Source organism: Amycolatopsis sp. A1MSW2902 (assembly GCF_017312175.1).
GTDB classification, from domain to species: domain Bacteria; phylum Actinomycetota; class Actinomycetes; order Mycobacteriales; family Pseudonocardiaceae; genus Amycolatopsis; species Amycolatopsis nivea.
Genome location: NZ_QJPO01000004.1, coordinates 33287 through 57051, shown reverse-complemented (window position 1 = coordinate 57051; position 23765 = coordinate 33287). Strand labels below are relative to the sequence as shown.

Annotated in this window: 22 protein-coding genes and 2 pseudogenes; 8 read left to right on the top strand and 16 right to left on the bottom strand. The window is 67.6% G+C overall.

The window, feature by feature from the left end:
* Positions 1–21: 21 nt before the first annotated feature.
* The 7 genes from DMP23_RS47090 to DMP23_RS47060 form a co-directional block, all read right to left on the bottom strand.
* Positions 22–978, bottom strand: a complete 957-nt coding sequence (locus DMP23_RS47090) for a hypothetical protein (protein WP_337825183.1) — start codon at positions 976–978, stop codon at positions 22–24.
* A complete protein-coding gene (locus DMP23_RS47085) occupies positions 975–1307 on the bottom strand; it encodes a helix-turn-helix domain-containing protein (RefSeq protein ID WP_337825182.1) in 333 nt (110 codons plus the stop codon). The genes DMP23_RS47090 and DMP23_RS47085 overlap by 4 nt, the downstream gene beginning before the upstream one ends.
* Positions 1304–2257, bottom strand: a complete 954-nt coding sequence (locus tag DMP23_RS47080; protein WP_337825181.1) for a tyrosine-type recombinase/integrase — start codon at positions 2255–2257, stop codon at positions 1304–1306. Before DMP23_RS47080 ends, DMP23_RS47085 begins: the two co-directional genes overlap by 4 nt.
* 449 nt (positions 2258–2706) lie before the next feature.
* A complete protein-coding gene (locus DMP23_RS47075) occupies positions 2707–2844 on the bottom strand; it encodes a hypothetical protein (protein ID WP_337825180.1) in 138 nt (45 codons plus the stop codon).
* A 507-nt stretch (positions 2845–3351) separates the two neighbouring features.
* The gene (locus DMP23_RS47070; protein ID WP_337822037.1) at positions 3352–3756 is read right to left on the bottom strand and encodes a hypothetical protein; all 405 of its coding nucleotides are present in this window, start codon (positions 3754–3756) and stop codon (positions 3352–3354) included.
* Positions 3757–3822: 66 nt separating this feature from the next.
* A complete protein-coding gene (locus tag DMP23_RS47065) occupies positions 3823–4050 on the bottom strand; it encodes a hypothetical protein (RefSeq protein ID WP_337822036.1) in 228 nt (75 codons plus the stop codon).
* 569 nt (positions 4051–4619) lie between these two features.
* Positions 4620–5891: an IS256 family transposase gene (locus tag DMP23_RS47060; protein WP_337825179.1), complete on the bottom strand. Its 1272-nt coding sequence runs from the start codon at positions 5889–5891 to the stop codon at positions 4620–4622.
* A 156-nt stretch (positions 5892–6047) separates the two neighbouring features.
* Between DMP23_RS47060 and DMP23_RS47055 the strand changes: the two genes are divergently transcribed.
* Both DMP23_RS47055 and DMP23_RS47050 read left to right on the top strand, forming a co-directional pair.
* Positions 6048–6740 (top strand): TetR/AcrR family transcriptional regulator, encoded by a 693-nt coding sequence (locus DMP23_RS47055; protein WP_337825178.1) that lies wholly within the window; start codon positions 6048–6050, stop codon positions 6738–6740.
* A 300-nt stretch (positions 6741–7040) separates the two neighbouring features.
* On the top strand, positions 7041–7883 hold the full coding sequence (locus DMP23_RS47050; RefSeq protein WP_337825177.1) for an MFS transporter: 843 nt from the start codon (positions 7041–7043) through the stop codon (positions 7881–7883).
* Here DMP23_RS47050 and DMP23_RS47045 read toward each other — a convergent pair.
* From DMP23_RS47045 to DMP23_RS48215, 3 genes and pseudogenes are all read right to left on the bottom strand, one after another.
* Positions 7822–8484 (bottom strand): iron chelate uptake ABC transporter family permease subunit, encoded by a 663-nt coding sequence (locus DMP23_RS47045; protein WP_337825176.1) that lies wholly within the window; start codon positions 8482–8484, stop codon positions 7822–7824. The genes DMP23_RS47050 and DMP23_RS47045 overlap by 62 nt on opposite strands.
* Positions 8485–8521: 37 nt before the next feature.
* Positions 8522–10129 carry a helicase HerA domain-containing protein gene (locus DMP23_RS47040; protein ID WP_443111386.1) on the bottom strand — a complete coding sequence of 536 codons (1608 nt, stop codon included), beginning with the start codon at positions 10127–10129 and terminating at the stop codon, positions 8522–8524.
* Positions 10130–10578: 449 nt separating this feature from the next.
* Positions 10579–10830 (bottom strand): annotated as a pseudogene (locus DMP23_RS48215) (GP88 family protein); the annotation flags it as partial.
* A 120-nt stretch (positions 10831–10950) separates the two neighbouring features.
* Here DMP23_RS48215 and DMP23_RS47035 point away from each other — a divergent pair.
* On the top strand, positions 10951–11712 hold the full coding sequence (locus DMP23_RS47035; RefSeq protein WP_337825174.1) for a hypothetical protein: 762 nt from the start codon (positions 10951–10953) through the stop codon (positions 11710–11712).
* A gap of 106 nt (positions 11713–11818) precedes the next feature.
* Positions 11819–12145 carry a hypothetical protein gene (locus tag DMP23_RS47030; RefSeq protein ID WP_337825173.1) on the top strand — a complete coding sequence of 109 codons (327 nt, stop codon included), beginning with the start codon at positions 11819–11821 and terminating at the stop codon, positions 12143–12145.
* Between the two features lie 43 nt (positions 12146–12188).
* On the opposite strand, the pseudogene DMP23_RS48210 reads toward DMP23_RS47030, so the two are convergent.
* The 4 genes and pseudogenes from DMP23_RS48210 to DMP23_RS47015 all read right to left on the bottom strand — a co-directional run.
* Positions 12189–12245: pseudogene (locus tag DMP23_RS48210) on the bottom strand (hypothetical protein); the annotation flags it as partial.
* 98 nt (positions 12246–12343) lie between these two features.
* Positions 12344–12577: a hypothetical protein gene (locus DMP23_RS47025; protein ID WP_337825172.1), complete on the bottom strand. Its 234-nt coding sequence runs from the start codon at positions 12575–12577 to the stop codon at positions 12344–12346.
* Between the two features lie 906 nt (positions 12578–13483).
* The gene (locus tag DMP23_RS47020) at positions 13484–14662 is read right to left on the bottom strand and encodes an acyl-CoA dehydrogenase family protein (RefSeq protein WP_337825171.1); all 1179 of its coding nucleotides are present in this window, start codon (positions 14660–14662) and stop codon (positions 13484–13486) included.
* A gap of 64 nt (positions 14663–14726) precedes the next feature.
* The gene (locus tag DMP23_RS47015; protein ID WP_337825170.1) at positions 14727–15785 is read right to left on the bottom strand and encodes an alcohol dehydrogenase catalytic domain-containing protein; all 1059 of its coding nucleotides are present in this window, start codon (positions 15783–15785) and stop codon (positions 14727–14729) included.
* A gap of 116 nt (positions 15786–15901) precedes the next feature.
* Between DMP23_RS47015 and DMP23_RS47010 the strand changes: the two genes are divergently transcribed.
* Positions 15902–17890, top strand: coding sequence for an alpha-ketoacid dehydrogenase subunit alpha/beta (locus DMP23_RS47010; RefSeq protein ID WP_337825169.1), 1989 nt, complete (start codon positions 15902–15904; stop codon positions 17888–17890).
* Between the two features lie 13 nt (positions 17891–17903).
* Here the strand turns inward: DMP23_RS47010 and DMP23_RS47005 are convergent, their stop codons facing one another.
* Both DMP23_RS47005 and DMP23_RS47000 read right to left on the bottom strand, forming a co-directional pair.
* Positions 17904–18563 carry a TetR/AcrR family transcriptional regulator gene (locus tag DMP23_RS47005; protein ID WP_275295726.1) on the bottom strand — a complete coding sequence of 220 codons (660 nt, stop codon included), beginning with the start codon at positions 18561–18563 and terminating at the stop codon, positions 17904–17906.
* Positions 18564–18595: 32 nt separating this feature from the next.
* Positions 18596–19372 carry an enoyl-CoA hydratase/isomerase family protein gene (locus tag DMP23_RS47000; protein WP_337825168.1) on the bottom strand — a complete coding sequence of 259 codons (777 nt, stop codon included), beginning with the start codon at positions 19370–19372 and terminating at the stop codon, positions 18596–18598.
* 135 nt (positions 19373–19507) lie between these two features.
* On the opposite strand from DMP23_RS47000, the gene DMP23_RS46995 reads away from it, so the two are divergent.
* Genes DMP23_RS46995 through DMP23_RS46985 form a run of 3 tightly spaced genes read left to right on the top strand, consistent with a single transcriptional unit; the run spans position 19508 to position 23765 of the window.
* Positions 19508–19774, top strand: coding sequence for a hypothetical protein (locus DMP23_RS46995; RefSeq protein ID WP_337825167.1), 267 nt, complete (start codon positions 19508–19510; stop codon positions 19772–19774).
* 28 nt (positions 19775–19802) lie between these two features.
* Positions 19803–21833 carry a hydantoinase/oxoprolinase family protein gene (locus tag DMP23_RS46990; protein WP_337825166.1) on the top strand — a complete coding sequence of 677 codons (2031 nt, stop codon included), beginning with the start codon at positions 19803–19805 and terminating at the stop codon, positions 21831–21833.
* A 3-nt stretch (positions 21834–21836) separates the two neighbouring features.
* A complete protein-coding gene (locus DMP23_RS46985) occupies positions 21837–23765 on the top strand; it encodes a hydantoinase B/oxoprolinase family protein (protein ID WP_337825165.1) in 1929 nt (642 codons plus the stop codon).

Sequence of the window (23765 nt, the reverse complement as noted above, 5' to 3'; positions counted from 1 at the left end):
CAGCGGGGCGTTCCGCTTGACTTACGGGCCAGGCAGCCGAAGTGACCGGGTCAGCTTGCTGGCCATGGCCCAGAGAAGGAAACCGCGGACGCGGCTGCGTTCGTGCTCGCTGTGGTGGGCGTGCCAGGTGTCGATGTCGGCCTGGCGGCAGGTTTCGAGGGAGCGATCCTGCTCGGCGAGCCAGGTGAGGAACTGCGTGGTCAGCTTGATCTGCTCCCCCGCGAAGCGTCGGTTCGCCGGAGTCAGTAGCGTGTTCTCGGCGCGGTTCCGCAGTCGTGGCAGGACTTCCCAGGTGGCGAACTGATGGACGAGCTGGGCGTGGCCGGGGTCGGTGATCGTGTCGAGGTGGCCGATCAGCCAGCGCTCCAGCGAGCAGATCTGCTTGTCCAGCTGTGGCAGGACGTCGCAGGCCATGAGGAGTTCGCGCAGGTGGGCGGCGGCCCGCCAGGGTTGCAGGGTGTGGAATGCCTCGTGCGTCAGCGCGATCTCGCCGCGGCCCAGCTGCCGCAGCAGCGATTCGGGCGATTCGGGTTTGCCCTTGCGGGTGTAAAGCCAGTTCAGGATGGACAACGGGCGGGGCGCGTCGAGCAGCGACGTCGCCAACGGCGCGAGTTCGGGACAGATCTCGCCGGAGCCATCGCCGAGGAGATCGACGAGCCGATCGTGCAGGGCGCAGCGGGTGCACAACCGTCCGCGGTGCAGCTTGCCCTCTTCGGGGCAGCGGCTGCATCGGAACGAGGCGGTGAACCCGGCGCAGTCGGTGCAGATCGCGAGGCCGTCGTCGCGCAGGCCGGGGAGCACGCGTTCGTCGCCGCAGCCGGGACACCGTCCGCGGACGCGCAGCGCCCGATCAAGGCAGGTGCGGCAGACGTGGCCGTCGGGCCAGCTTCCGGCTTTGTGTCGACGGCGACCGCAGTGACAGCAGTTGGTGATGAACCAGCGTTCGTACTGCTCGTCCGTGGCGTAGGCGCGGCTCATTCGTCGAGGATTCGGGCTGGCCGGGGCCGCAGCTTGGCGACGGTCGAGGGCGGTGCTGGCTGGTCGTCGGTGGCGGTCTTGCGGACGCCGGCGTTCTCGGCGGTGGTGGTGACCAGGTCGGCCGGGGTGCAGCCGAGGATGTCGCAGAACGCCGACAGCACTTGCAGCGAGAGCCGCTCGGGGGTGCCGGAGACCAGCCGGTGGACTTGGGAGGCGGACAGGCCGATGCCGCGGTCTTTCAGCAGCGGGACGAGTTCGGTGGCGGTGTAGATCTTGCGGGTGGCCATCACTTCCCGCAGCCGCCAGGAATAGCCGATTTTCCGCTTCATGCCTGGGTTTCCTGTCCGCCCAGTGCCTCGGCGACTGTCGCGTCGAGGTGACGCCGCAGGGTGCGGCGGCGGAAGTCCGAGGAAACGCAGGTGTATATGGAAGTTGTGCTCGCGTGCTCGTGACCGACCTGCTCCTGCACGAACCGCGGGTCCCACCCGGCCTCGATCAGATGCGTCACGTAAGCCCTCCGCAGCGAATGGAAATCGACTCCGTCGTCCAGACCGAGTTCCTTGCGGTAGGCCACGAATCGGGAGTTGAGCCGCTGGCGGCCGACGCGCATCCCGCGCTCGGACGGCCAGGCGGCCGGGTTGCCGTCGATGCCGAACAGCGGCCGGATCTCGGTGAACCACTCCTCGAGGATGTCCGGCGTCCACTTCCAGACCGTCATGACGCTGCGCTGCTTGGGCGGCGATCCCTTCTTCGCCTTGCCGAACCGGACACGGCACAACCCGTACTCGCCGAACTCCGGCCCATCGACGCTGCGAGCGAAGTCGAAGGCGTCCAGCATCCTGGTTTCGTAGCGCCGCAAGCCAAAGGCGTACGCGGTCTTGAATAGCGTTGCGTCGCGGAACGCGGGCAGCCAGCCCTTCCGGCCGAACGCACGGATGCGGGCCACCTGATCGTCGCAGAGGGCGAAGAAGTCGTTCAGCTCGTTCTTGGTGAAGGCCCGTTTCTTCGGGTCCGCCTCGTTGACCTGGACGTGCGCAGCGGTGTTCCACTCGTGCACCACCTGGATCGGGTGCGTGCCGAACCGCTGCTCACAGGTTTGCGACCACTCGTAGGCCGGGTCGGTGGAGAAGTGGCAGAACGCCCGGACAGCCTCGGAGTACGAGCGGATCGTCGAGCGCTTCAACTCCCGCAGCGACCGCAGATCGCCGAGCCACTCGTCGACCATCGCCGCCGAACACTGCCACGGGAACGCGTTCACGTAGTGGGCGAACGCGCGCACCGTGTTCTCTCGACCGTCGACCGGGCCAAGTTCCGCGCCAACTGCTGGTTCGCGAAGCCCAACAACATCGCATCGAAGACCTGGTCCTCGGGCCGCAGCAGCGACACCCCGTCCACCAGGTGCAGGCTCGCCGCACCCGGAGCCACACCGATTGGCCTCACCGGCCACCACCCTCCGTCACTCGCGTTGAACGCGATAAAACCGCATCCGATGCGAGTTGCCCGGAAAATCGCAGGACAACCAACCGGACGAGTGACAGCCGCTGGTCTCATCGCCCGGGAGGCGGGGCGGTATGGTCGCCGTACTCCAGGGATCTTACCGCTGGTCAGGCGGCTACTTCGACGTCCACCGTGCAGCTGGTTCGCAAACTGTCGCGAATTCGCATCTGCTGCAATTGGCGGCAGAAGTAGCAGCGGTACAGCGGTTGGCGCTAAGCCAGGGTCGGCAGGTCAGTCCATGATCCGCCAGTCGGCGGGCAGCCAGTACAGGCCGAGCGGTCCGCGGCCGGGGATCGGCTCGTCGAAGGGGGTCGGGTCTGCGAAGACCCACCTGTTGGCCCGTTCCGCCCAGGACCAGTGCGTTCCCACTCCTTTGGGTGATCATCTGTCGTTCTGACTCAACTTCAGCCTGGGTGATCCTACCTCGGATAGGTCGAGCATCACGCATCTGGACTGAAGACGAGGAGACGCGGTTGAGTCTGGCGGTGGTTCAGGACTTGCGCGAGCTGCGGCCTTCGGCGAACCCGGACGAGCTGGCGCGGCTGGAGACCGACGTGCTGGCCGGGTTCGTGCTCGCCCGCGCCTCGGCCGGGCTAGCCGACGGCATTATCGGCTCGGACGTCGGACACCTGGAACAGGTGCGCACCTGGTTCGGGAAACCGTTGTGGGACATGGACTCAGCGCGGCGTCAGAAACGCTGGCGCAACTCCCATCGAATTGAGGACGAATCGAATTTAGGACGAAAATGGAAGGAGGGCGGGCGTGGACTGCCGGCCCGCGCCGGCCGATCTGATCGACGTGGCGCTGGAGGAGCTGGTGCGGGCCTGGAACGCGTCGGTGATTGCGCTCCCGGGGTTGCTCGGGCTCTGGGCGGGTTCACGTGTTTTCTGTCTTCGGGCGAGTCCTGCCCAGTCGGAGGTAGTGCCGGTGCATGCCCTCCCGGGACATCCCGCGCGCGCGGGCGAGCGTCGCGAACGACTCGCCCCGGTCGAGGCCCGCGTCGATCAGTCGCCGCTCGGCGGCGTCGAGGTCTGCGCGCACCTCCGGGACGAGCATCAGCGCGGCAGCGACGTCGGCGGCGGTGACCTCGCTCGCGGTGGGGAGCCCTGCTGCGCGGTGGGCCTCGTCGAACCCGGGCTCGCTGGAGGCGACCGCGCCGACGATCTCCACCACGCTGCCGAGGTGAGGCTGGGCGTCGTCCTCGGCCGGCGGCAGGTAGCGGCCGAGCCGGTCCAGGATCTCGCGGAGACGCTCCAGGCTGAGCCTGTTCTCAACGGGCATGGACCGGCACCGTATCCTGCGATCCGGCGGGCTGCGACGGCGAGGACGCCGGGCGGGGCTCTCCGGTCAGTCGGTGATCCCGTCGTCGACGTACAGGATCCACGAGTTCGACGGGCCGTCGGCGATGCAGGAGAAACCGGACGACCCGGGGTGCGCGTTCACGTAGCCCTGCCCGTAGGCGACGCACTCGTCCACGGTGGAATACCGGCCGTACTCGAAATACGACAGGACTCTCGCCGGACCGGCCTCCGCCTGCCGACCGAGACTCTCCGCGCCGGCCGTCCCGCCCGACACCGCCACTGCCGACGCGACGATTCCCGCTACCGCGCATGCTCGCGCGAACTTAGCGCCGCCGCGGCTGCCTTCGCCGCCACCATTCTGGAAATCATGATTACGCCCCGCTTCCCTCCGGCGCCTTTATCTGCACGACCTTTATCTGCATCCTGAGAATCTCGCGGAAATTACCGCGCATCCGAGGTTCCAGCCCGTCGGGCCGACACCTTCCGCACAAGATCCCCGTCCTCGATCCGGCGACCGCGCCCTCCTCGAGACCTCCGCGAATTCCCCCGCCGCATCAGGTGTATCGTCGCGCCGAGCCGGGAATGTCGACAAGGCTCTATTTGGGCGATATAGGATTTTGCGGTGCGGGCGGGCATGCCGCGCTAGCCGGCGGAACAACCCGCAGCATCCGCCCCGAAACCGGCCGGATCAGGCTCGGCTACGACCGCCGCAGCGTCCAGCGCTACGTCAAACCCGGCCTCGCCGCCGTCCACCAGGGCCCGTTCGAGACATGCTGCCGGTCGCGGGGGTCTATCCCGTGATCGGTGTTTCCGGCGGTTCGGTTAGTAGGTTTCGGCTCCCGGTCAGCGGTCACCGAATGTGATGGCGAACGCGTTGATGACTGGCGTCCAACGCATCGTCCATCGGGCGCGGCCGGTCCCGGTCGGGTCCAGGCTGCGAGTCACAAGGTACAGACACTTCATGGCTGCTTGTTCGGTGGGGAAATGTCCACGCGCGCGGATCGCCCGCCGATACCGGGCGTTCAGTGATTCGATTGCGTTCGTCGAGCAGATCATGCCTCGGATTTCAACATCGTAATCGAGGAACGGCACGAATTCTTCCCACGCGTTGCGCCGCAGCCGGACCATCGCACTATATTTCTTGCCCCATTTCTCCTCGAGTTCGTCCAGTGCGGAGAGTGCAGCGTCAGGATTCGGCGCCGTGTAGATAGGTTTGATGTCCCGCTTGATCTCGTCCCAGTTCTGCCGCGCTGCCAACCGGAACGTATTGCGGATCAAATGAACGATGCACGTCTGAACAATGGTCTGTGGCCACACGTTCGCAACGGTCTCCGGCAGACCTTTGAGGCCGTCGCAGACGAGGAAGAACACGTCGCGAACCCCGCGGTTCTTCAGATCGACCAGGACGCTCATCCAGAACTTCGCGCCCTCGCCACCGACACCCATCCACAGGCCGAGCACGTCCTTCTGCCCGTCCACGGTCACGCCGATGGCCGCATAGACCGGCCGGTTGGCGACCTGGCCGTCCCGCACCTTGACGTGGATAGCGTCGATGAACACTGCAGCGTAGATCGCGTCGAGTGGGCGGCTGGCCCATTCCTGCATCTCGGCGACAACCTTGTCGGTGATCCGTGAGATCGTCTCCTTACTTACCGACGCACCGTAGATCTCACCGAAGTGCGCGGAGATCTCGCCGGCAGTCATCCCTTTCGCATGCAACGACAATACGATCTCGTCCACGTCGGCAAGCCGACGCTGCCGCTTCTTGACGATTTGGGGCTCGAACGTGCTTTCCCGATCCCGGGGAACCTCGACCCGCACCTCGCCGGCAGCGTCGGAGATCACCGTCTTCGACCGAGTTCCGTTCCGCACGTTGGTCGATTCCCGATCCGACACCGCCTGATTCTTCTCATGGCCGAGGTGCTCGGTCATTTCCTCGTTCAGTGCCGTTTCCAGCACGTTCTTGGTGAACAGCTTCAGCAGGCCGTCCGGGCCGGTCAACGCCAGCCCCCGCGCTTTGGCCTCGGCCACCATCGCCGCCGCAGCAGCCTGCTCCGGCGACAGTCGCGCCGCCTTCTCGTCACGCTTGCGTGGACTCACAAGGTCCGATGTCATCACTCACAGTGCCCATCCCGCCGGACCTCAGCCCGGCGTGTCGGGCCGGAAACACCGATCTTGGAACAGTCCCCCTGCTTCGTCGGTGGCCTCTTCCGTGCGGTGCCAGTGGCCTTGGTGCCGTGCCGTTGTCGTCTGCAAGGGAGAATGAGGGGCATGGCGATATCCGATTCCGCTGGTTCTGCGCCTCCCCGTCGTCGGCGGCGGGACGCGGTGGAGAACCAGGCGCGTTTGTTGGCGGCGGCGCGCGAGGTGTTCGTCGAGCGCGGGCTGAACGTCACGCTGGACGAGATCGCGCGTCATGCCGGGGTCGGGGTGGCGACGATGTATCGCAACTTCTCGTCCCGGGTTGAGTTGATCGACGCGGTGTATCGGGACCGTGCTGAGCAGCTTGACCGGATCGTGGATGAGGCGCTGGCCCAGGAGGACTCCTGGGAGGGACTGGTGCTGTATCTGGAGCGGATGAATACGTTCATCGACGCAGATCGTGGCTTGCGCGCGGTGGTGATGACCATGCCGGAGGGTGCTGAGGACTTCGCGGCAGGACGGGTGCGGAGGTCGCCTGGGGTGGAACGGCTGATCGCCCGGGCGAAGGAGGACGGGTACTTGCGACAAGATGTCGGGCGTTCGGATCTCTTCCTCATCGACGTCATGGTTGACGCCGTGCGTGACTACACCGTGAATGTGGACGCTGAGCAGTGGCGTCGTTGTATGGCCTTGGTGCTGGAAGGCCTGCGGTCGAGACCGGAGCAGCTGCGCCTTCCGGGGCGGGCGTTGTCGAAGGCCGAGATCGCGGCGGCGATGCGCGATGTCGGTCGGCGCCGTGCTATCGGTCGACGCCCTGGCTGAGTCGATTGTCGCCATCTTTGTCGACGCTCGCCGCCGCACAGGAGTAGAGCCTTCCCTGTCCAGCGTGTGCGTGCCGCCCACGGGGCTACGTGAGCGATGACGTCCTTTCCCTCGGGCGACGTAATGGCGTCGTGGGAGACGATGCCGATGCGTGACCTCGACTCGTACGGCCACACCTTTAATGGAGAAAGTCTCTCCGTTATAGTGGTGATAACGGGAATCGTTGTCGACTGTGTCCGCGCGCCGCGTGCTCGTTCGGCACCCTCATGAGGGGAGCGGAAGAAGGGCGGGAGTGGGTTCATGGATCGCAAGTGGTGGGCGCTGGTGGCGTCCTGTGTAGGGACGTTCCTCCTGCTGCTGGACGTCACGAAGGTCATCACCGCGCTGCCGCAGATCGAGCACGATCTCGGTGCGGGGTTCGGTGCGGCGCAGTGGGTGATCGACGCTTACCTGCTGGCGATGTCCGCGACGCTGCTGACCTCGGGGGCGCTGGCGGATCTGTTCGGGCACCGGCGCGTCTTCGTGATCGGGCTGGTCGTGTTCACCGCAGCGTCCCTCGGTGGCGGGCTGGCGAGCGGGCCGGGGATGCTGATCGGGTTCCGGGCCGTGCAGGGTGTGGGCGGGGCGATGATGTACGCGACCTCGCTGTCGCTGCTCGCACACAACTTCCACGGCAAGGAGCGCGGCACCGCGTTCGGCGCGTGGGGCGCGGTCACCGGGGTGGCCACCGGACTCGGTCCGAGCGTCGGGGGTGCGCTGACGTCCGGCATCGGCTGGCGGGCGGTGCTACTGATCAACGTCCCCGTCGGCGTCGCCGCGATTCTGGTTGCCCTGTGGGGTGTTCCGGCAGACCGCCCGGCGGACATCGGCCGGCGGGTCGACTGGCCCGGCTTCGTCACCTTCACCCTTGGGCTGCTCGGCCTGGTCTACGGCATCACCCGCGCCGGGGAAACCTCCTGGGGCGACGGTCTTGCCCTGGGTGCCCTGATCGCCGGGCTCGTGCTCCTGGCCGTGTTCGTCCTGATCGAGGCGCGGGTGACGCACCCGATGTTCGACCTCTCGCTGCTGCGGGTACCGACCTTCACCGGCGGGCTGGCCGCAGCGTTGACCATGAACACACCGCGAGCACGCCGACGCCGATGAACACGGGAACGGCCATCGTCCACGTCCGACCGGCGAGCATCCCGAGGACATAACGGAACAACACGTCCGTCGCCATCGGCGCACCGACACTGATCACCGCGATCGTCGGCGCCGTCAACCCGGCCGAGACGGCCGCACCCACGACCGCGAACCGCACCGGGTCGCGCTGTCGCGACGACAGCAGCAGGACGAGGAGGGAACCGCCGAGAGCGCCCGCGAACGTCAGGAGCGGGCCGACCACGAACGCACCACCCAACCCGGTCACCACCGTCAGCGCCATCATCAATGCGGCACCCGGACCCGCCCCGAGCAGATCAGGACCCGCGAGCGGATTGCGAAACGTGTCCTGCATCAACAGGCCCACGACGCCCAGCCCGCCCCCAGCGACCACCGCGACGGCCGCCCGGGGCACCCGCAACTGCCACACCACCACCGACGCATCGGCCGAGCCCGCCGAATGCGCGCCGTCCACCAGCGCGGACAACGACATCCACGGTGGTCCCAGCGCCACCGAGAGCAACACGGCAACCAGCACCGCCAGAAGCAGCAACGCGGCCCGCAGCATGCGCCACGAGAACAGCCGGCTAGGTGGAGAGACCATCACCACTATAGTATGGCATGACAATCGTTTTCGATAATCAGAAGGAGTCGCCGTGCCCCACCCGACCGCCACGCGGCCGCGCCGTCGCATCCTGGCTGCGGCCGGCTTCCGACATCCGTTCGTAGGCGGTCCAGAAGCCTTTGAGCACGTCGTCGTCGATTTGGTCGCAAACGCGCTGCCGGAACGCTGGAACTGTGAGCAGTTTCGGCAGGTCGACTAGAGTCGGTGTGCCCGGCATCGCGGTGAGGGTGAGCAACCCGGCGCGCATGATGTCGTCGGTGCGCGGGCCCCAGGAGGATGCGTAGATCCGGGAGAAGATGCTGACGAGGTTGTCGACCGCGCGAGCCTTGTCTGTTCCTTCCAGAGGGTTGAGCACTGGCGGCCGTGCGCGGGAGTCTGCGTCGAAGAGCACGACCTTTTCGCCGAGTCTTTTGGGTAGCCGCATCAGGATGTCCTGGACGAGGTCGCCCTTTGGGTCGATCACGACGCTGCCGCGGTCGGCGTCGGCGTCGTCGAGGGCCATTCGCGCCATCAGTTCGGACTTGCCTGAGCCGGTGGCTCCGATGACGTGCATGTGGTGGCGGGCGTCGGCGACGTAGAGGCCGACGGGACGCGGGTGACCGGAGTCGGACTCGCCGAGAGTCTTGACACGATCGCCGGTGGTGGGGATGCCGGGAGGCGGCGACACGGCCTTCGCTCCTGCTCGTTGCAAGCCCGGGGCGGCATCGTCGGTGGGCAGGTGGGCGATGGCGGCCAGCTCGGGAATGGAGAGCAGGTCTCCTTTGCTGAGCCGGCGGCTGGCCAGTGCGGAGATCGGGCGGCGGAGTCGGACCCGGCGGTAGTAGTTGTGCTCGGAGTACGCGGCGAACGCGGACGCGATGGCATGCGTGCGGCCGCTGAGCACCTCGCGCACGGGCTGAGTTTCGGCTGACGTGGCACCTGCGGGCACGGTGGTCGCGACGGCGTAGCGTATGAGGGTTTCGAATTGGTTGGCGCGCAGCTTGTCCACGACAGCGCGGTCTTGGGCGGCGTACTCGAGACTGGTCTGGCGATCCAGCTGCGGTTTTCGCGTGCTGGTCGAGGCACTGGAGGTCTTCCCTGGCGAGATGACGTCGGCGAGGAGGTCGAGCAGCCGGCTGGTGAGGCTGGCGGAGCTGCCCGCGTTCACCCGGCGCGCCGCTCGCCGAGCTTTGCCCACCCGGCGGCCGGCGACGGGGCGTGCCAGCACTTGGACGCACGCGCGTTCGTGCGGTCCGAGCCCTACCGGTGCGCCGAGCAGCGCCCGGATCGGGCCGACCGTGTGCTCGGTGCGGATGGGCAGCGCTTCCGAGCGGCCCAACCGCAGCTCACCTCCCACGGCTTCGACACGGCGGCCGGTTGCGGTGCGCGGGATTGGCGGCCTGGCCGGAGAGGTGCGGGTGTGGGCGCCTGGCCAGGCTGCTTCGATGGCGCGCTCGACCATGCCGGGAGGTACGAGGCCGGGTACCCAGAACCGGATGCGCACGGCGTCGGGGGTGAATGTCAGCTCGAACCCGACGTGGGGTTGCCCGCTGAAGCGGCGGAGCCAGCCGGGCCGAAGCAGCCCGACCAGATTGGACCAAACCGTGATCGCGCCGGTTGGGTCGACCGTCAGCGGTGCCTGCACAGTTACGAGACGTGCGTCAGCGGCCAGCCTTTCCTGGTAGCGGCGTCGCCACCGCAGTCGCGCGGCCGACGCCGCGGCGATGGCGACGGCGAGGACCGGCGCTCCGAATGGTCCTAACGTCAGGACTAGGTCTCGCAGGTAAGAGGCAACGCTCTGGAACATGCTAAGCGGGTCGCGTAGGTAGTCGCCAAATGGCGAGGTAAGCACAATTGTCGGTGGACAGCAATCACCGGTCATCAGGGCGGAAAGTATGGGCCAAGGCATCGGGAGTCTCCTGAGGAAGCCGCTGGATATGGAAGCGTGAACCGACTAACGGCTCACGCCGCTCGGCGATGCTCGGTCTGCTTCGTCGATACGAGATCGTGCGACGGCGAAGCGGTCTTCGTCCGATGACCGCTTGCGATTGGCTGCGGAGCGAAATTGACGGTGGTTCTGACGGGCTGTGCGAAGAACCGACGACCGGCCATGCGCTTGAGATACCGGGGAACCCGATAGGCAGAAACGCGACGAGGTACGGCCCGAGCACTGCGGTCAGATCGTTGTCCTCCTGCGAGGTCCAACCGGCTGCGGCGATGGAGGGCTTTCGTCAGGGAAACGTCGGCCACCCAATATACTTCCGGATTCGGGGCAGAGTCCTGGTTTCTGCCGTTCGCGGGCGGGCTCGGCACGACGAGACGACGGAATCCGGCGACTTCTTTGGTTTTACCAACCATGGCGACCCGTGCGACACCGGTGACCTGCGCTAATTCGAAGCTTACATGTTCGCCACGATGCGGCGACCGATGTGTGCACCGACGTGTCGGGGTGACTACGTTGCTGGCATGGCGACCAGTGACGAACTCGATGACGAAGCCCGTGATGACTTTCGGCGGGCGTTGCTCGACGAGAGTTACGGTGCTGCGCGAATGCAGTTCCTTTCGACGATCTTGGGCATATTGGTCAACATTGAAGACTGGTTCGCAATCGATTCGTGGATCACGGCCCGCAAGGCAGTGCAGCCTGATCGTGGCGAAAAGCCGGACCCCGCAAAGGCTGTGCTGCTTTGGGCGGTAGCGACGGTCGCGAGCATGAGCACTGAACTGGCGGACGCGGGAGTAGCGATGGTGGCGAAGCGCCGCTACTACGCTGTGGGCGCGGTGATTCGCCAGCTCATCGAGTGCGAGTATCTGCTTGTGCTGTTCGACGAGGATCTCGATCACGCGCGACGGTGGGGCCAGAGCACTCCGGCCGAGATCCGAAACTCCTTCAGTCCGAAGCAGATGCGGACGCTCACCGGCAAGTTCTCGAACGAGGAGTACTGGGGCCACTGCGATACTGGCGGTCATCCGGTGCCCAAGGGTGCCAGGCTTCTGGAAAAGCTGGACCCGATGCGTCGGTCGTGGCCTATCTCGGCAGCCGAGCTGTCGATCGACCTGGGCCTTCACCTTCGGCGGATCTGGAAGACTATCGACAGTCTGCTGGTCAAGCATCATGTTCGATATCAACAAGTTCGCGCCGATCAGCGACAGCTGGCTGAAGAAGCGTGGGTGACTTGGCGCGCCAATGATCCGGTGGTTGAGGCGATGACGGCCTCTGACGGTTGAGCCGGTTGGCCGACGAACTGTGTCGGACCTGTGTGGACGGGGTTGCATGTCAACTCCGATCGGTGGAATCGAGTAGCTGTACTTCGAGTTCGGCGATTCGCCGCTCATGGAATCGGACGTTCGAGCGTGCAGCCTTCAGCCGGTCATCAAGTTTCTGGTTGCCGTCGGTGAGCTGGTGAACCTGTTGTTCGAGCGTGATGTTCTCGGTTGTGATACGGAGGATCGAATCTTCGGTGCATTCGGTCTCCATGTCGCGAATCTGACCCATCAAGTCGCCGATGTGTTTGCGCTGCTTGACAATCTCCTCGTGGGCAGTCTTCAGCGTGGCCTCTGCGTTGAGCGCTCGTTCTCGCCACGAGGCCTCGATTTCGGCTTCGTGCCGAGCATCCGTGGCTGCGCGGTCGGGTTGCTGCGGCCGTTCTGGTCGTACTGAGCGCAGTTCGCGCGTCGGGGTTCTCGTAGAGGAAAGTTCGGGAGACGCCAGCTCGTCGTGCGACGCCAGCGGCGGTGATCGGAGTCTTCTCCCGGCGCATCCGCGCGACGGCGTCGTGAACGCGCTGGATTGCCGCAGCAGTACGTTCTTGTCGGGCCGCCGTTGCCGCAGCCGTGCGAGACGAGCAGTGAGGGCTGTTCACGGCTGAGGCTCCGAAGAATCGTCGTTGCTGACGGGGAAGGAGCCGCCTGCGAGCTCGGTCGCTCGGAAGGACAGGCTCCAGATGCGGTGGAAGTAGTCCTGGGGACGACGCAGGTCGAGAGCGAACGCTTCGTCGAGCAGCCCCATACCCGCCAACGCTTTCTCCAGCCCCTCGATCGCGCGTCCGGTGGGTTCGAAGACCTGGTGGAGGTAGTCGGCGGGTGGCGTCATCCGGCGCCCGTTCGGCGATGGAGCGCCACTGCTCGCGCGCGGCCCGGTCGATGCGGAACGACGACAGGCCGGTGGGCGTCAACTGAACCTGGACGACGCCGTCGGCGGGTTCGCGGGGGACCCAGCGGCCGGTCCGACGCGTCGAAATCCCGGCCGGATGCGTGCCGGTGACAACCGGGCGGGTGTCGGTGCCGAGCGCTCCCCAGGAGTGCCGGACATCCTCGGCGATGCCGCGCGCCAGTCGAAGCGGGGTATGCGTGCCCAGCATCAGTCAGATGCACCGATCGGGCGTCTTGGGAGTCCGCAGGCGGGGCGCGATCCACCCCAGGGTCTGTTTGCGGAACCAGAAAAGGTTGTTCCAGGTCGAAGCGCCGCAAGAACATCTGCCATAACCGGTACACCCGTTCGGACGTGCTCGTGACGGCAGAATGCCAAAGCCGCAAACGGTTTCGAGTTTCCGGTACCGGGCAGTCGCTCGACCTGCAGCCGGATCACGGTGCCCTCGACGCTCGGCAGTTGGTTGTCGTGGCGGGCCTAGCCACCGGTGCGGGTGAGCTTGGGGCGCAGCCGATCCCAAGATTGAGCGGCAGCGGTGCAGCGTGCGGTGTCGGTCGTTGGGTGTGCGTCGGGGCTGGCCAGGCGGTGAACGCGAACCGGGCTCCGTGCTGCGGCCCAGAGGCGGCACCCTGCGTCGCCGCATTATCATCGCCCGGGCCGTGTCTGCTCCGGCCCTGAGCCACGTCTCAGCTTCGATCGTGGCTCAACGCCGTCGCTCCGCACCGCCAGCAGACCATCGACTGCCCTGCGGCCGGAAAGGGCTGGTAAACCGTGCCAAATTGCGAGCCGACACGGAATCCCAAGCGAGGGTCCAGGCTAAAGCTGTCTACCTCCTCCGGCACTACGAAATTATCGCCCGGTTGAAATGGGCCAGTTCGTGGTTTGAGTGAGGGCGCGGGCGATTACATTGCGCTGGACTTCGCTCGTACCCTCGCCGATCTCGAGGATTTTGGCGTCGGCGTAGAACCGGGAGATGGTGGATTCGCGGATGAAGCCGTAGCCGCCGTGGATCTGGAGGCTTTCGCTCGCCGCGCGGTTCGCGACTTCGGACGCGTATAGCTTCGCCATCGCCGCGGCAGTGCCGAAGGGGCGGCCTTGGTCGGCGAGCCACGCGGCGTTGTAGACGAGCCAGCGGGCCGCGGCGATCTCGGTCGCCATGTCGGCGAGTTTGTGGCCGACGGCTTGGAAGCGGTGCAGCGGCCGGCCGAACTGCTCGCGTTCGTTCGCGTGGCGGACGGCTAGGTCGAGGGCCTTCTGAGCGAGGGAGAGCGACAGGGCGGCGACGCTGATCCGGCCCCCGTCGAGGACTTCGAGAAACTGGCGGAGTCCGTTGCCTTCTTCGCCGATCAGGTGGTCGTCGCTGACCCAGCAGTTGGTGAAGACCAGTTCGCGAGTATCAAGCGCGTGCCAGCCCAGCTTCTTCAGCGGCTGCCCCTTCGTGTAACCGTCGGTGCCGTCGGGAACGAAGAAGGTGCCGAAGCGCTTCGAACCGTTCTCGTTCTCGCCGGTGACGGCAAGGACCGTCACGCCGAGGCTCATCTCAGTGCCGGCGTTGCTGATGAACATCTTGGTGCCGTCCAGCACCCAGCCGTCGTCGGCTCTGCACGCCCGGGTGCGGATGCCCGCCGCGTCGGAGCCCGCGGTCGGTTCGGTCAGGCCGAACGCGCCGAGTGCTTCGCCTTCCGCGAGCGGGCGCAGCCAGCGTTCCTTCTGCTCGTGAGTGCCAAACGTCGCCAGCGGGAGCACGGCGATGGTGGAGTGCGCGTTCCAAGCGGAGGCAACCGACTGGTCGGCCGCGCCGAACTCCTCCATCGCGGCCACGTAGGAGACGAACCCGGCGTCCGCGCCGCCGTGCTTCTCGTCCACCAGCATGCCCATCAGCCCGAGTTCGCCGAGCCGGCGGAACACCGCGGTCGGGAACTCGCAGCGCTCGGACCACTCGGCGGCGAAGGGGGCGATTTCCTTGGCGGCGAAGTCCCGGCAGAGCTGCTTGAGTGCGACGGTCTCTTCGGGCAGATCGAAGTCCATCAGTGCTCCGTGTGGTGTCGTGCGGCCCTGGAGGGCTGCGCAGTGGCGGTCGTGTCGTGCGGCATCAGGGCCGCCCGGGTTCGAGGAGGATCTTGAGGTGGCTGCCTCGATCGGCGGCCAGCTCGGCGAATGCGTCCACGCCTGCCGAGAGCGGGCGCACCCCGGTGAGCAGCGGGGCGGCGTCGAGCCGTCCGGCGGCCATGAGGTCCAGGACTCGGGGGATGTCGTAGTTGTAGCCGAGCGAGCCCACGACGGTGCGTTCGAACGGGACGATCTGGGTGATCGGCAGGGACGCCTCGGCGCCGCTGATCCCGCAGAGCACGGCCCGTCCGCCGCGGCGGACGGTCGTCACCGCCAGCCGGACAAGCTCGGGGCGGCCCGTGGCCTCGACCACGACGTCCGGTCCGATGCGGCCGGTGCGCAGGAACACCTCGCGCCGGACGTCGGCGGCGGCCGGGTCGTAGACCTCCGTGGCACCGAGTTCCGCTGCGGTCCGGGCGCGGGCCGGGACTGGCTCGCTGACGTAGATCCCGGCGGCGCCGGCGAGCTTGGCGGCCAGCAGTGCGGCGACGCCGATCGGGCCGGCGCCGAGCAGCAGCACGTTGTCGCCGGGCTGGACGGCGGCTCGCCGGACGGCGTGCAGGCCGACCGCCAAAGGCTCGGCCAGGGCGGCGTGCTCGTCGGAGACTCCGTCAGGGATCGGGACGAGGCCCTCGGCGGGGACGGTGGCGTGCGAGGCGAAGCCGCCATCGGAGGCCAGGCCGACCGAGCCGCCCTTCGCGCAGATGTGGTACTCGCCGCGGCGGCACCAGCGGCAGACGCCGCAGCGCAGGCAGGGATCGACCGCGACCCGGGTGCCGACCTCGATCCCGGGTGCCGGAGAGCCGAGCGCGAGGACGGTGCCGCTCATCTCGTGCCCGAGGGTGATCGGCGGTTTCGTCCCGGTGAGCGGATGTGCGCCGGGCCGGATGAGGTTGGGTCCGTGGGCTACCTCGTGCAGGTCCGTTCCGCAGATCCCGCAGTACGACACGGCGATGACCGCCTGGCCTGGCCGTGGCGTCGCCGGTGCGCCCACTTCGTCCAGGCGCAGCTCGTCTTTCGCGTGCCAGCGCAGTGCGTGCACGCCGATCACCTCCGACTGGGAGTTGTTTTTTCGAACAATCGGTACAAGAATCGTCCTTCCCGGCGCGATGTCAAGAGGCCGGGCGGAAATCGATGGACGGCAAGGGCAGGAGCGCAATGACTTCCACCCGGGTGAGCGACCTGGCAACGGCTTTCGAGAGCGAGCCGGACACACTGGTGGGGATGTACCGGCGGATGCGGCTGATCCGGCAGTTCGAGGACCGGGCGTCCCGGCTGTACCGGAACAACGAGATCCCCGGCTTCCTGCATCTGTCGATCGGGCAGGAGGCCTCGGCGGTCGGAGCCTGCTGGCCGCTCGACGATCGTGACGTGATCACTTCCACCCATCGCGGGCACGGGCACTGCATCGCCAAGGGGATCGACGTCGAGGGCATGTTCGCCGAACTCATGGGCAAAGAGACCGGGACGTGCCGCGGACGCGGAGGATCGATGCACATCGCCGATCCGCGCCGCGGCGTGTTCGGCACCAACGGCATCGTCGCGGCGGGCGTGCCGATCGCGGTGGGCGCCGCGACCGCGGCCCAGCTGCGCGGCGACGGCGGCGTCGCTCTGGCCTTCTTCGGCGACGGTGCCGTGGCCCAGGGCATGTTCCACGAGGCGGCCAACCTGGCCTCGGTGTGGCAGCTTCCGGTGATTTTCTTCTGCGAGAACAACAAATACGCCGAGTTCTCGCCGAGCGCGACGCAGACGCGGGCTTCGCTCGCCGACCGGGCGCCCGGTTACGCGATGGATTTCCACCAGGTCGACGGCAACGACGTCGTCGCCGTCGCCGACCTCGTCGCGCGCCTGGCCGGCGACCTGCGCGCGGGAGCCGGACCGGTGCTGGTCGAGGCAGAGACTTACCGTTGGCACGGCCACTACGAGGGCGACCCGCTGAAGTACCGGGACCCCGGCGAGCTGGCCGAGTGGAAGGAGCGCGACCCGCTGATCCGGCTGGCCGGCCGGCTGCGCGAGCTGGGCGAGGACCCGGCAGCGGTCGACGAGTCCGTCGAGGCCGAGATCGACGCCGCCGTGCAGAAGGCCCGCGCCGCGTCGCAGCCCTCTCCGGAGACGTTGCACCACTTCGTCGGCGTCCCGCGCGAGCCGGTGCCCGAGCCGGCCGACGCCGCCGGCGAGGCCTTCCGCACGATGGACGCGGTGCACCGCGCGATCGAGCACGAACTCGAGACTGACGACTCGGTGTTCCTCGCCGGGATCGACGTCGGGGCCGGCGGCAATGTGTTCGGCCTGACTCGGGGCCTGGCCGGGAAGTACCCGGGCCGGGTCCGCGACACCCCCATCTCGGAAAGCGCCGTCATCGGCGCGGCGGTCGGCGCCGCCATGGCCGGGCTGCGTCCGATCGTGGAGGTCATGTACTTCGACTTCATCGGCGTCTGCCTCGACCAGCTGATGAACCAGGCGGCCAAGCTGCGGTTCATGACCGGCGGCGCGGTGAGCCTCCCGATGGTGGTGCGCACCCAGTTCGGCGCAGGGAAATCCTCGGGCAGCCAGCATTCGCAGAGCCTCGAAGCGCTGCTCGCACACATCCCCGGCCTCACCGTCGTGATGCCCTCGACGCCGGCCGACACTTACGGGCTGCTGCGTGCCGCGATCCGCGATCCGAATCCGGTTGTGTTCGTCGAGAACCGCCTGATGTACGGGCGCAAGGGTCCGCAGCCGCCCGCCTCGCACCTGGTCCCGCTGGGCAAGGCGGCGGTCCGCCGGACCGGCACCGACGTCACCCTGGTCTCGTACTCGAAGCTGGTGCACGACTGCGCCGACGTGGCCGAGGAGCTGGCCGCCGAGGGCATCAGCGTCGAGCTGATAGACCTGCGGACGATCGCGCCGCTGGACACCGAAACGGTGCTGCGCTCGCTGGCCAAGACCGGGCGGCTGGTCGTGGCCCACCAGGCGGTGGGCGAGTTCGGCGTCGGCGCGGAACTGGCCGCGGTGGCCGTTCGCGAGGGGTTCTGGACGCTGGACGCCCCGGTCATCCGGCTCGGCGCCGAGCGGACCCCCGCGCCCTACAGCCCGTCGCTGGAGCGCGTGTGGCTGCCCTCGAAGGAGACGATCGCCGCGGCGGTGCGGGAGGCCGCCGCCGCCTGAGCGGGCGCGGACCTCAGGCGGAGGAGCGGTCGCGGTATTCCGCGAGCCGCTTCTCCAGCCCGGCCACGTCGTAGCCGGCGCTGCAGAAGCCCGACATGAGCGTCGCGCAGTACTCGCGCGACAGGAATTCCGCGTCCCACGGCCCGTTGCGGTGGGCCCACTGGTAGGTGTGGTTGTGCAGGTTCAGGAACTGCAGCATCGCCAGCCTGGGGTCGAGACGGCGGAACGCGCCGGTCTCCATGGCCTCCGCCAGCAGGTCCAGCACGATCTTCTCGAACTCCCGCCGCTGGCGCAGCAGCCGGGTGCGGTTGGCTCCGCGCAGGTGCCGGTAGTCGTGCTCGTAGACCCAGATGTGGTCGAGCCGGGCGAGGATGTTCCCGAGCAGCGTCTCCGACAGCAGCCGCAGCCGCAGCACCGGGTCCTCGTCGAGCGCGGCGATCCGGCGGGCCGCGGTCAGCAGCGGGCCCAGCACCCGGTCCTGGATCTCGACGAGCAGGTTTTCCTTCGAGCCGATGTAGTAGTACAGCGCGCCCTTGGCGAGCCCGGCGACCTGGCCCAGTTCGGCGATGCCGGTGGCGGCGTAGCCCTGTTTGGCGAACAGGGCGGCCGCCTGGTCGATGATCTCCTGGCGCTTGACCTCGTAGCCGGGCCCGTGCCCCGGTGGTCTCGGCATCGTTCCCTCCAGTACGCAGCGGTCCGTTCACTTTAGGCGGGCTCGCCGAACGTCGCCTTGCCCGGTCCGTGCCGCAGGAACGACGCCATGCCGGTGTCCCGGTCCGCTGTCGCGAACAGACCGGCGATCAAGGACCGTTCCAGCGCCAGCCCGCCCGCGACCGGCAGGTCGGCTCCCCGGTCGACCGCCTCCTTGATCGCCTGGATCGCGAACCGCGGGCCGGCCGCGAGCTCCTGCGCGAAGCTCAACGCGGCCTCAAAGGGATCCTCGGCGAGACGGTCGACGATGCCCAAGGCCGCGGCTTCCCGCGCGGGCACCCGCCGCCCGGTCATCATCAGCTCCTTCGCCTTGGCCCGTCCGACGAGCCGGGGCAGGCGTTGCGTCCCGCCGGAGCCGGGGATGATCCCCAGCAGCACCTCGGGCAGCCCGAGGACGGCGTCGCAGGCGGCGATCCGGAAGTCGGCGGCGAGGGCGAGTTCCATTCCGCCGCCCAGCGCGTAGCCGGCGACGGCCGCGACGACCGGGACCGGCAGCTCGGCGAATCGGGTGAACGTCTGCTGCAGCTCGCGGTTCCAGCCGGAGATCTCCTCGAACCCGAATTCCGCCAGCTGCTTGATGTCCGCGCCCGCCGCGAAGCACCGCGGACCGCCGTACAGCACCGCCGCGCGGACGCCGGGATCCGCCGCCAGCGCGTCGGCTGCGTCGGCCAGATCGCGCCGCATCCCGGTGTCGAACGCGTTCAGCGGCGGCGCGTCCAGGCGGACGGTCGCCACGCGGCCGGAGATCTCGAGCCGTACCCGTGCCGTCATGCCGAAGCTCCTCTCCTCACCCGGTCCGGGCTTGTCAGGTCGCTGCCGGAGACCTACAGTGCTCTCCATCACGGTTTCTTAGACCGATTGGTACACGAAACTCGGCAGCGGCACAACACACCGGAGTGATGGCCCATGGATGCAGTCGAATCACCTGTCCCCGAGGGACTCTCGGTCGCGCGAGAGGAAGTCACGGCGGAAGAGCTGGCAGCGCTCGGCGTCGATCTCGCCCGTGATTTCCCGGGTTCCGCGGCGGCCGACTTCCGCCGTTACCCCGTACTGACCGAAGGCGGCTGGTTCACCGTCGTCAAACACCAGAAGACGCTCGAATCGGTGAGCCGCGAACGCGGGCCGCTGCTCGGCCCGATCGTGCTCACCTCCGACGGCCTCGACGTCAACTGACCGCGATTCGCGAAAGGCGGGATGATTCATGATCGGAGTAGACGTCGGCGGCACGTTCACGGACGTGGTGGCGATCGCAGACGGAGAGATCCGCACCGTCAAGGTGTCCACGGACGTGCGCACCACCGAACGCGGTGTTCTGCGCGGTGCCGAGGAGATCGGCGTGGCCGACTCCGCTGTCTTCAACCATGCGAGCACGCACGGCCTGAACGCGATCATCACGCGTCGGCTGCCGAAGATCGCGTTCCTGACCACCCTGGGACACCGGGACATCCTCGACATCGGCCGTACCTGGCGGCCGGTGGAAGGCCTGACGAATCCGGCCTGGCGGCGCTCCTACGGCGACGCGAACCGGCCTCTCGTGCCGCGGTACCTGCGCCGCGGCATCCGGGAACGGCTCACCGCGGACGGCGGTGTGCTCATCCAGCTCGACGAGGACCACGCTCGCGAAGAGCTGCGGATCCTGCGCAAGTGCGGGGTTGAGGGCGTGGCCATCTGCCTCATCAACGCCTACGTCAACCACCACCACGAAGAGCGCCTCCGGCAGCTCGCGCACGAAGAGCTGGGCGACATCCCGGTCTCCATCTCCAGCGAAGTTTCCCCGCTGGCGAAGGAATTCGCCCGCGCCTCGACCACCGTGGTCGACGTGTTCATGCGGCTGACCTACGACGAGTACACCCGCCGGCTCGACTCCGGCCTGCGGGAGCTGGGCTTCGAAGGCGACCTCAACTTCGCCGACTGCGCCGCCCAACTGGTGCGCTCCGACGTGGCGATGGAGCACCCCTTCCGCATCGTGTTCGCCGGCCCGGCGGCCGGAACGGTGTCCAGCGCCCACTTCGGCGATCTGATCGGCGCGGGCAACCTGCTGTGCGCCGACGTCGGCGGCACCTCCTGCGACATCAGCATGGTCACCGAAGGGCGGCCATTCGTGAACACCACGTTCGAACTCGAGCACGACCTCATCGTGAACGCGCTCTCGAACGAGATCTCCAGCATCGGCGCCGGCGGCGGCAGCCTCGTCACGATCAACGCCGCGGGCGAGCTGAAGGTGGGCCCGGGCAGCGCCGGCGCCGACCCGGGCCCGGCCTGCTACGGCCTCGGCGGCATCCAGCCCACCACCACCGACACCTGCCTGCTGATGGGAATCATCGACCCGGACGGGTTCGCCGGCGGCCGGATGAAGCTCGACCCGGACCTGTCCCGGCAGGCGTTCGACGCGCTGGACTCCAAGCTGTCGTTCGAGCAACGGGTCAGCTACGCGTTCAACATCGGCATCAACAACATCGCCGAGGGCGTCGTCAACATCGCCATCCAGCACGGCGTCGACCCTCGCGACTACAGCCTCGTCGCGTTCGGCGCGGCCGGGCCGATGCTGCTGCCCGCGGTGCTCGACCTGGTGCACGCGGCCGAGGTCATCGTGCCGCCGCACCCCGGCCTGTTCTCGGCCCTCGGCCTGGTCAGCTCCGACCTGGTCTATGCCGACAGCCGCAGCGCCTACGCGCTGCTGACCGCCGAGGCAGCCGAACAGGTCGACAAGGTCTATCACTCGATGGAGGAGCGGCTGCGCGAACGGCTGCAGGAGAAGGACCGCGGCAACGTCACCTTCGTCCGCAGCTTCGACGGTCGCCTCGCCGGCCAGACCTGGGAGACGCCGTTCGTCGGCGTGCCTGACGGCGAGATCGACGCCGACGCGATCACGACGATGGTCGCCAACTTCCACGACGCCTACGCCGAACGTTCCGGCAACCGCTTCGAGGCGCTGCCGGTGCAGGGCGTCACTTACCGGGTCCAGGCGGTCGTGAAGGCCGACAAGGTCGAGTACCCGACACTGCCCGAGCGGCCGGCCAGCGAGTCCGCCGAACCGACTCGCACCCTGCAGATCCGCTACCTCACCGACGAGGTGCTCGATGCCGGGGAGTACCAGCGGACCGACCTTCGAGCCGGGGACCGGATCCCCGGCCCCGCGGTGATCCGCGAACCGCTGTCCACCACTTTCCTCGTCCCCGGCCAGGTCGCCACCGTCGGGGCTCACGGCGAGCTGCGCATCCGGAAAGCGTGAACCATGACCTCTCTGAAAGACCTCGACGACGCGCAGTTCGCCGAGCTCTACGGCTCCGACCGGTTCACCGCGTCGGTGCTGGCGAGCCGGATGCGCTACATCGTGCAGCACATGTGCACCGGCCTGCTGAACAACGCGTTCTCCCTCATCCTGCGCGACTGGTACGACTTCGCCGCCACGATTTCCGGCCCGCCGGAGCAGAACTACCCCATGTCCTCGGTGAGCAACAGCCTCGCGATGTTCCTCGGCACCATGTCCGAAGCCGTGCGCAACACCATCGAGGAGTACGGGCCGGAGAACGTCGAACCGGGCGATGTGATCATTTGCAACGACCCGTACCGCGCCGGAAACCACGTCAACGACATCTGCTTCATCCGGCCGGTGTTCCACGAGGGCAAGCTGATCTCCTTCGTGACCCTGCGGGCGCACCAGCTCGACATGGGCGGCGTGGTCCCGGCCGGGTTCAGCGGCACGAAGCGCAACGTCTACGAGAACGGCCTCGTGGTCGCGCCGACCCTGTTGTACCGCAACAACAAGCCGGTCAAGTCCGCGTTCAACCTCATCTTCGACAACGCCCGCTTCTGCGCGCTGCTCCTGCCGGACATCAAGACGATCTACCAGAACCTCCTGCTCGGCGAGCAGTTGATCACGGAAAGCGTGCAGCGCTACGGCGTCGATGCCTATCTCGGTGCCATCCGATACGCCACTGACGTCTCCGCTGAGTCGATGCAGACCGCATTGGCTGAACTTCCAGACGGTGTCTACGAGGCCGAGGAAGGCATCGACTGCGACGGCGTCGACGACTCGATCGAGTACCGGATCCGGCTGAAGATCACCAAGGCCGCCGACCGGATGGAACTCGACTTCAGCGGCACGTCCCCGCAAGCGCGCACCAGCATCAACGCGGGCATCCTCGACACCAAGACCGCGGTCGGGGTCGCGCTGAAGTTCCTCATCGACCCGGCCACCCCGTTCACCTCCGGGGCGTATCGGCCGATCGACATCGTCCTGCCCGCCGGCACGTTCATCAGTGCCACTCCTCCCGACGGCGCGGTGTTCCTGTACTGGGAGAGTACCGGCCCGGTGCTGCTGGCGGTGTTCCGCGCGCTCGAGAAAGCGCTGGGACGCAAGGCGGTCGGCGGCGACTACGGCTCGCTGAACATCCACAACGCCAACGGAGTGCTCGCCGACGGCACCCCGTGGGTCACCACCGCCCAGTGCGGCGGCGAACACGGCCCGTGGGGTGCGACCGAAGCCGGCGACGCCGACAGCTACTCGGTCGTCTATCAGGCCAACAACCTCGACCCGGCGACCGAAGCCATCGAGTCGGAGCTGCCCGCCGTCGTGCTGCGCAAGGAGTACGCGCCCGACAGCTCCGGTGCCGGCGAGAACCGCGGAGGCGCGGCGGTGCTCAAGGACACTCTGTACCTGACGGCGGCAGAGCACTGGTCGAGCCCGTTGCACACCAAGTCCGCCAGCGGCGTCGGCGTCTACGGCGGGCAGGAGGGTGCGCTCGGCGCGACCTGGGTCTTCGATCCGGACTACAAGAACGTGCCGAAGGACAAGGACCTCATCGGCACCGGTCCCGAAGTCTACGCCGGCTCGACGCCCGTGGCGGGCATGCTGGACCCGCGGACCAAGACGGTCGACCCGGACGGCGAATACTTCTACTTCGCCAGCACCCCGGTCTGGCACACCAAACCGAACGCGGTGTTCCGCTACCTCACCAACGGGGGCGGCGGCTGGGGATCGCCGCTGCAGCGCAGTCCTGAACGCGTTTGCCGGGACGTGCGCGACGAGTACGTGACGATCGAGGGCGCTTACCGAGACTACGGCGTCGTCATCACCGGCGACCCGCACGGAGACCCGGAAGGCCTGCAGATCGACGAGGACGCGACTGCCCGGCGCCGCGCCGAGCTGGCCGCGAAGTAA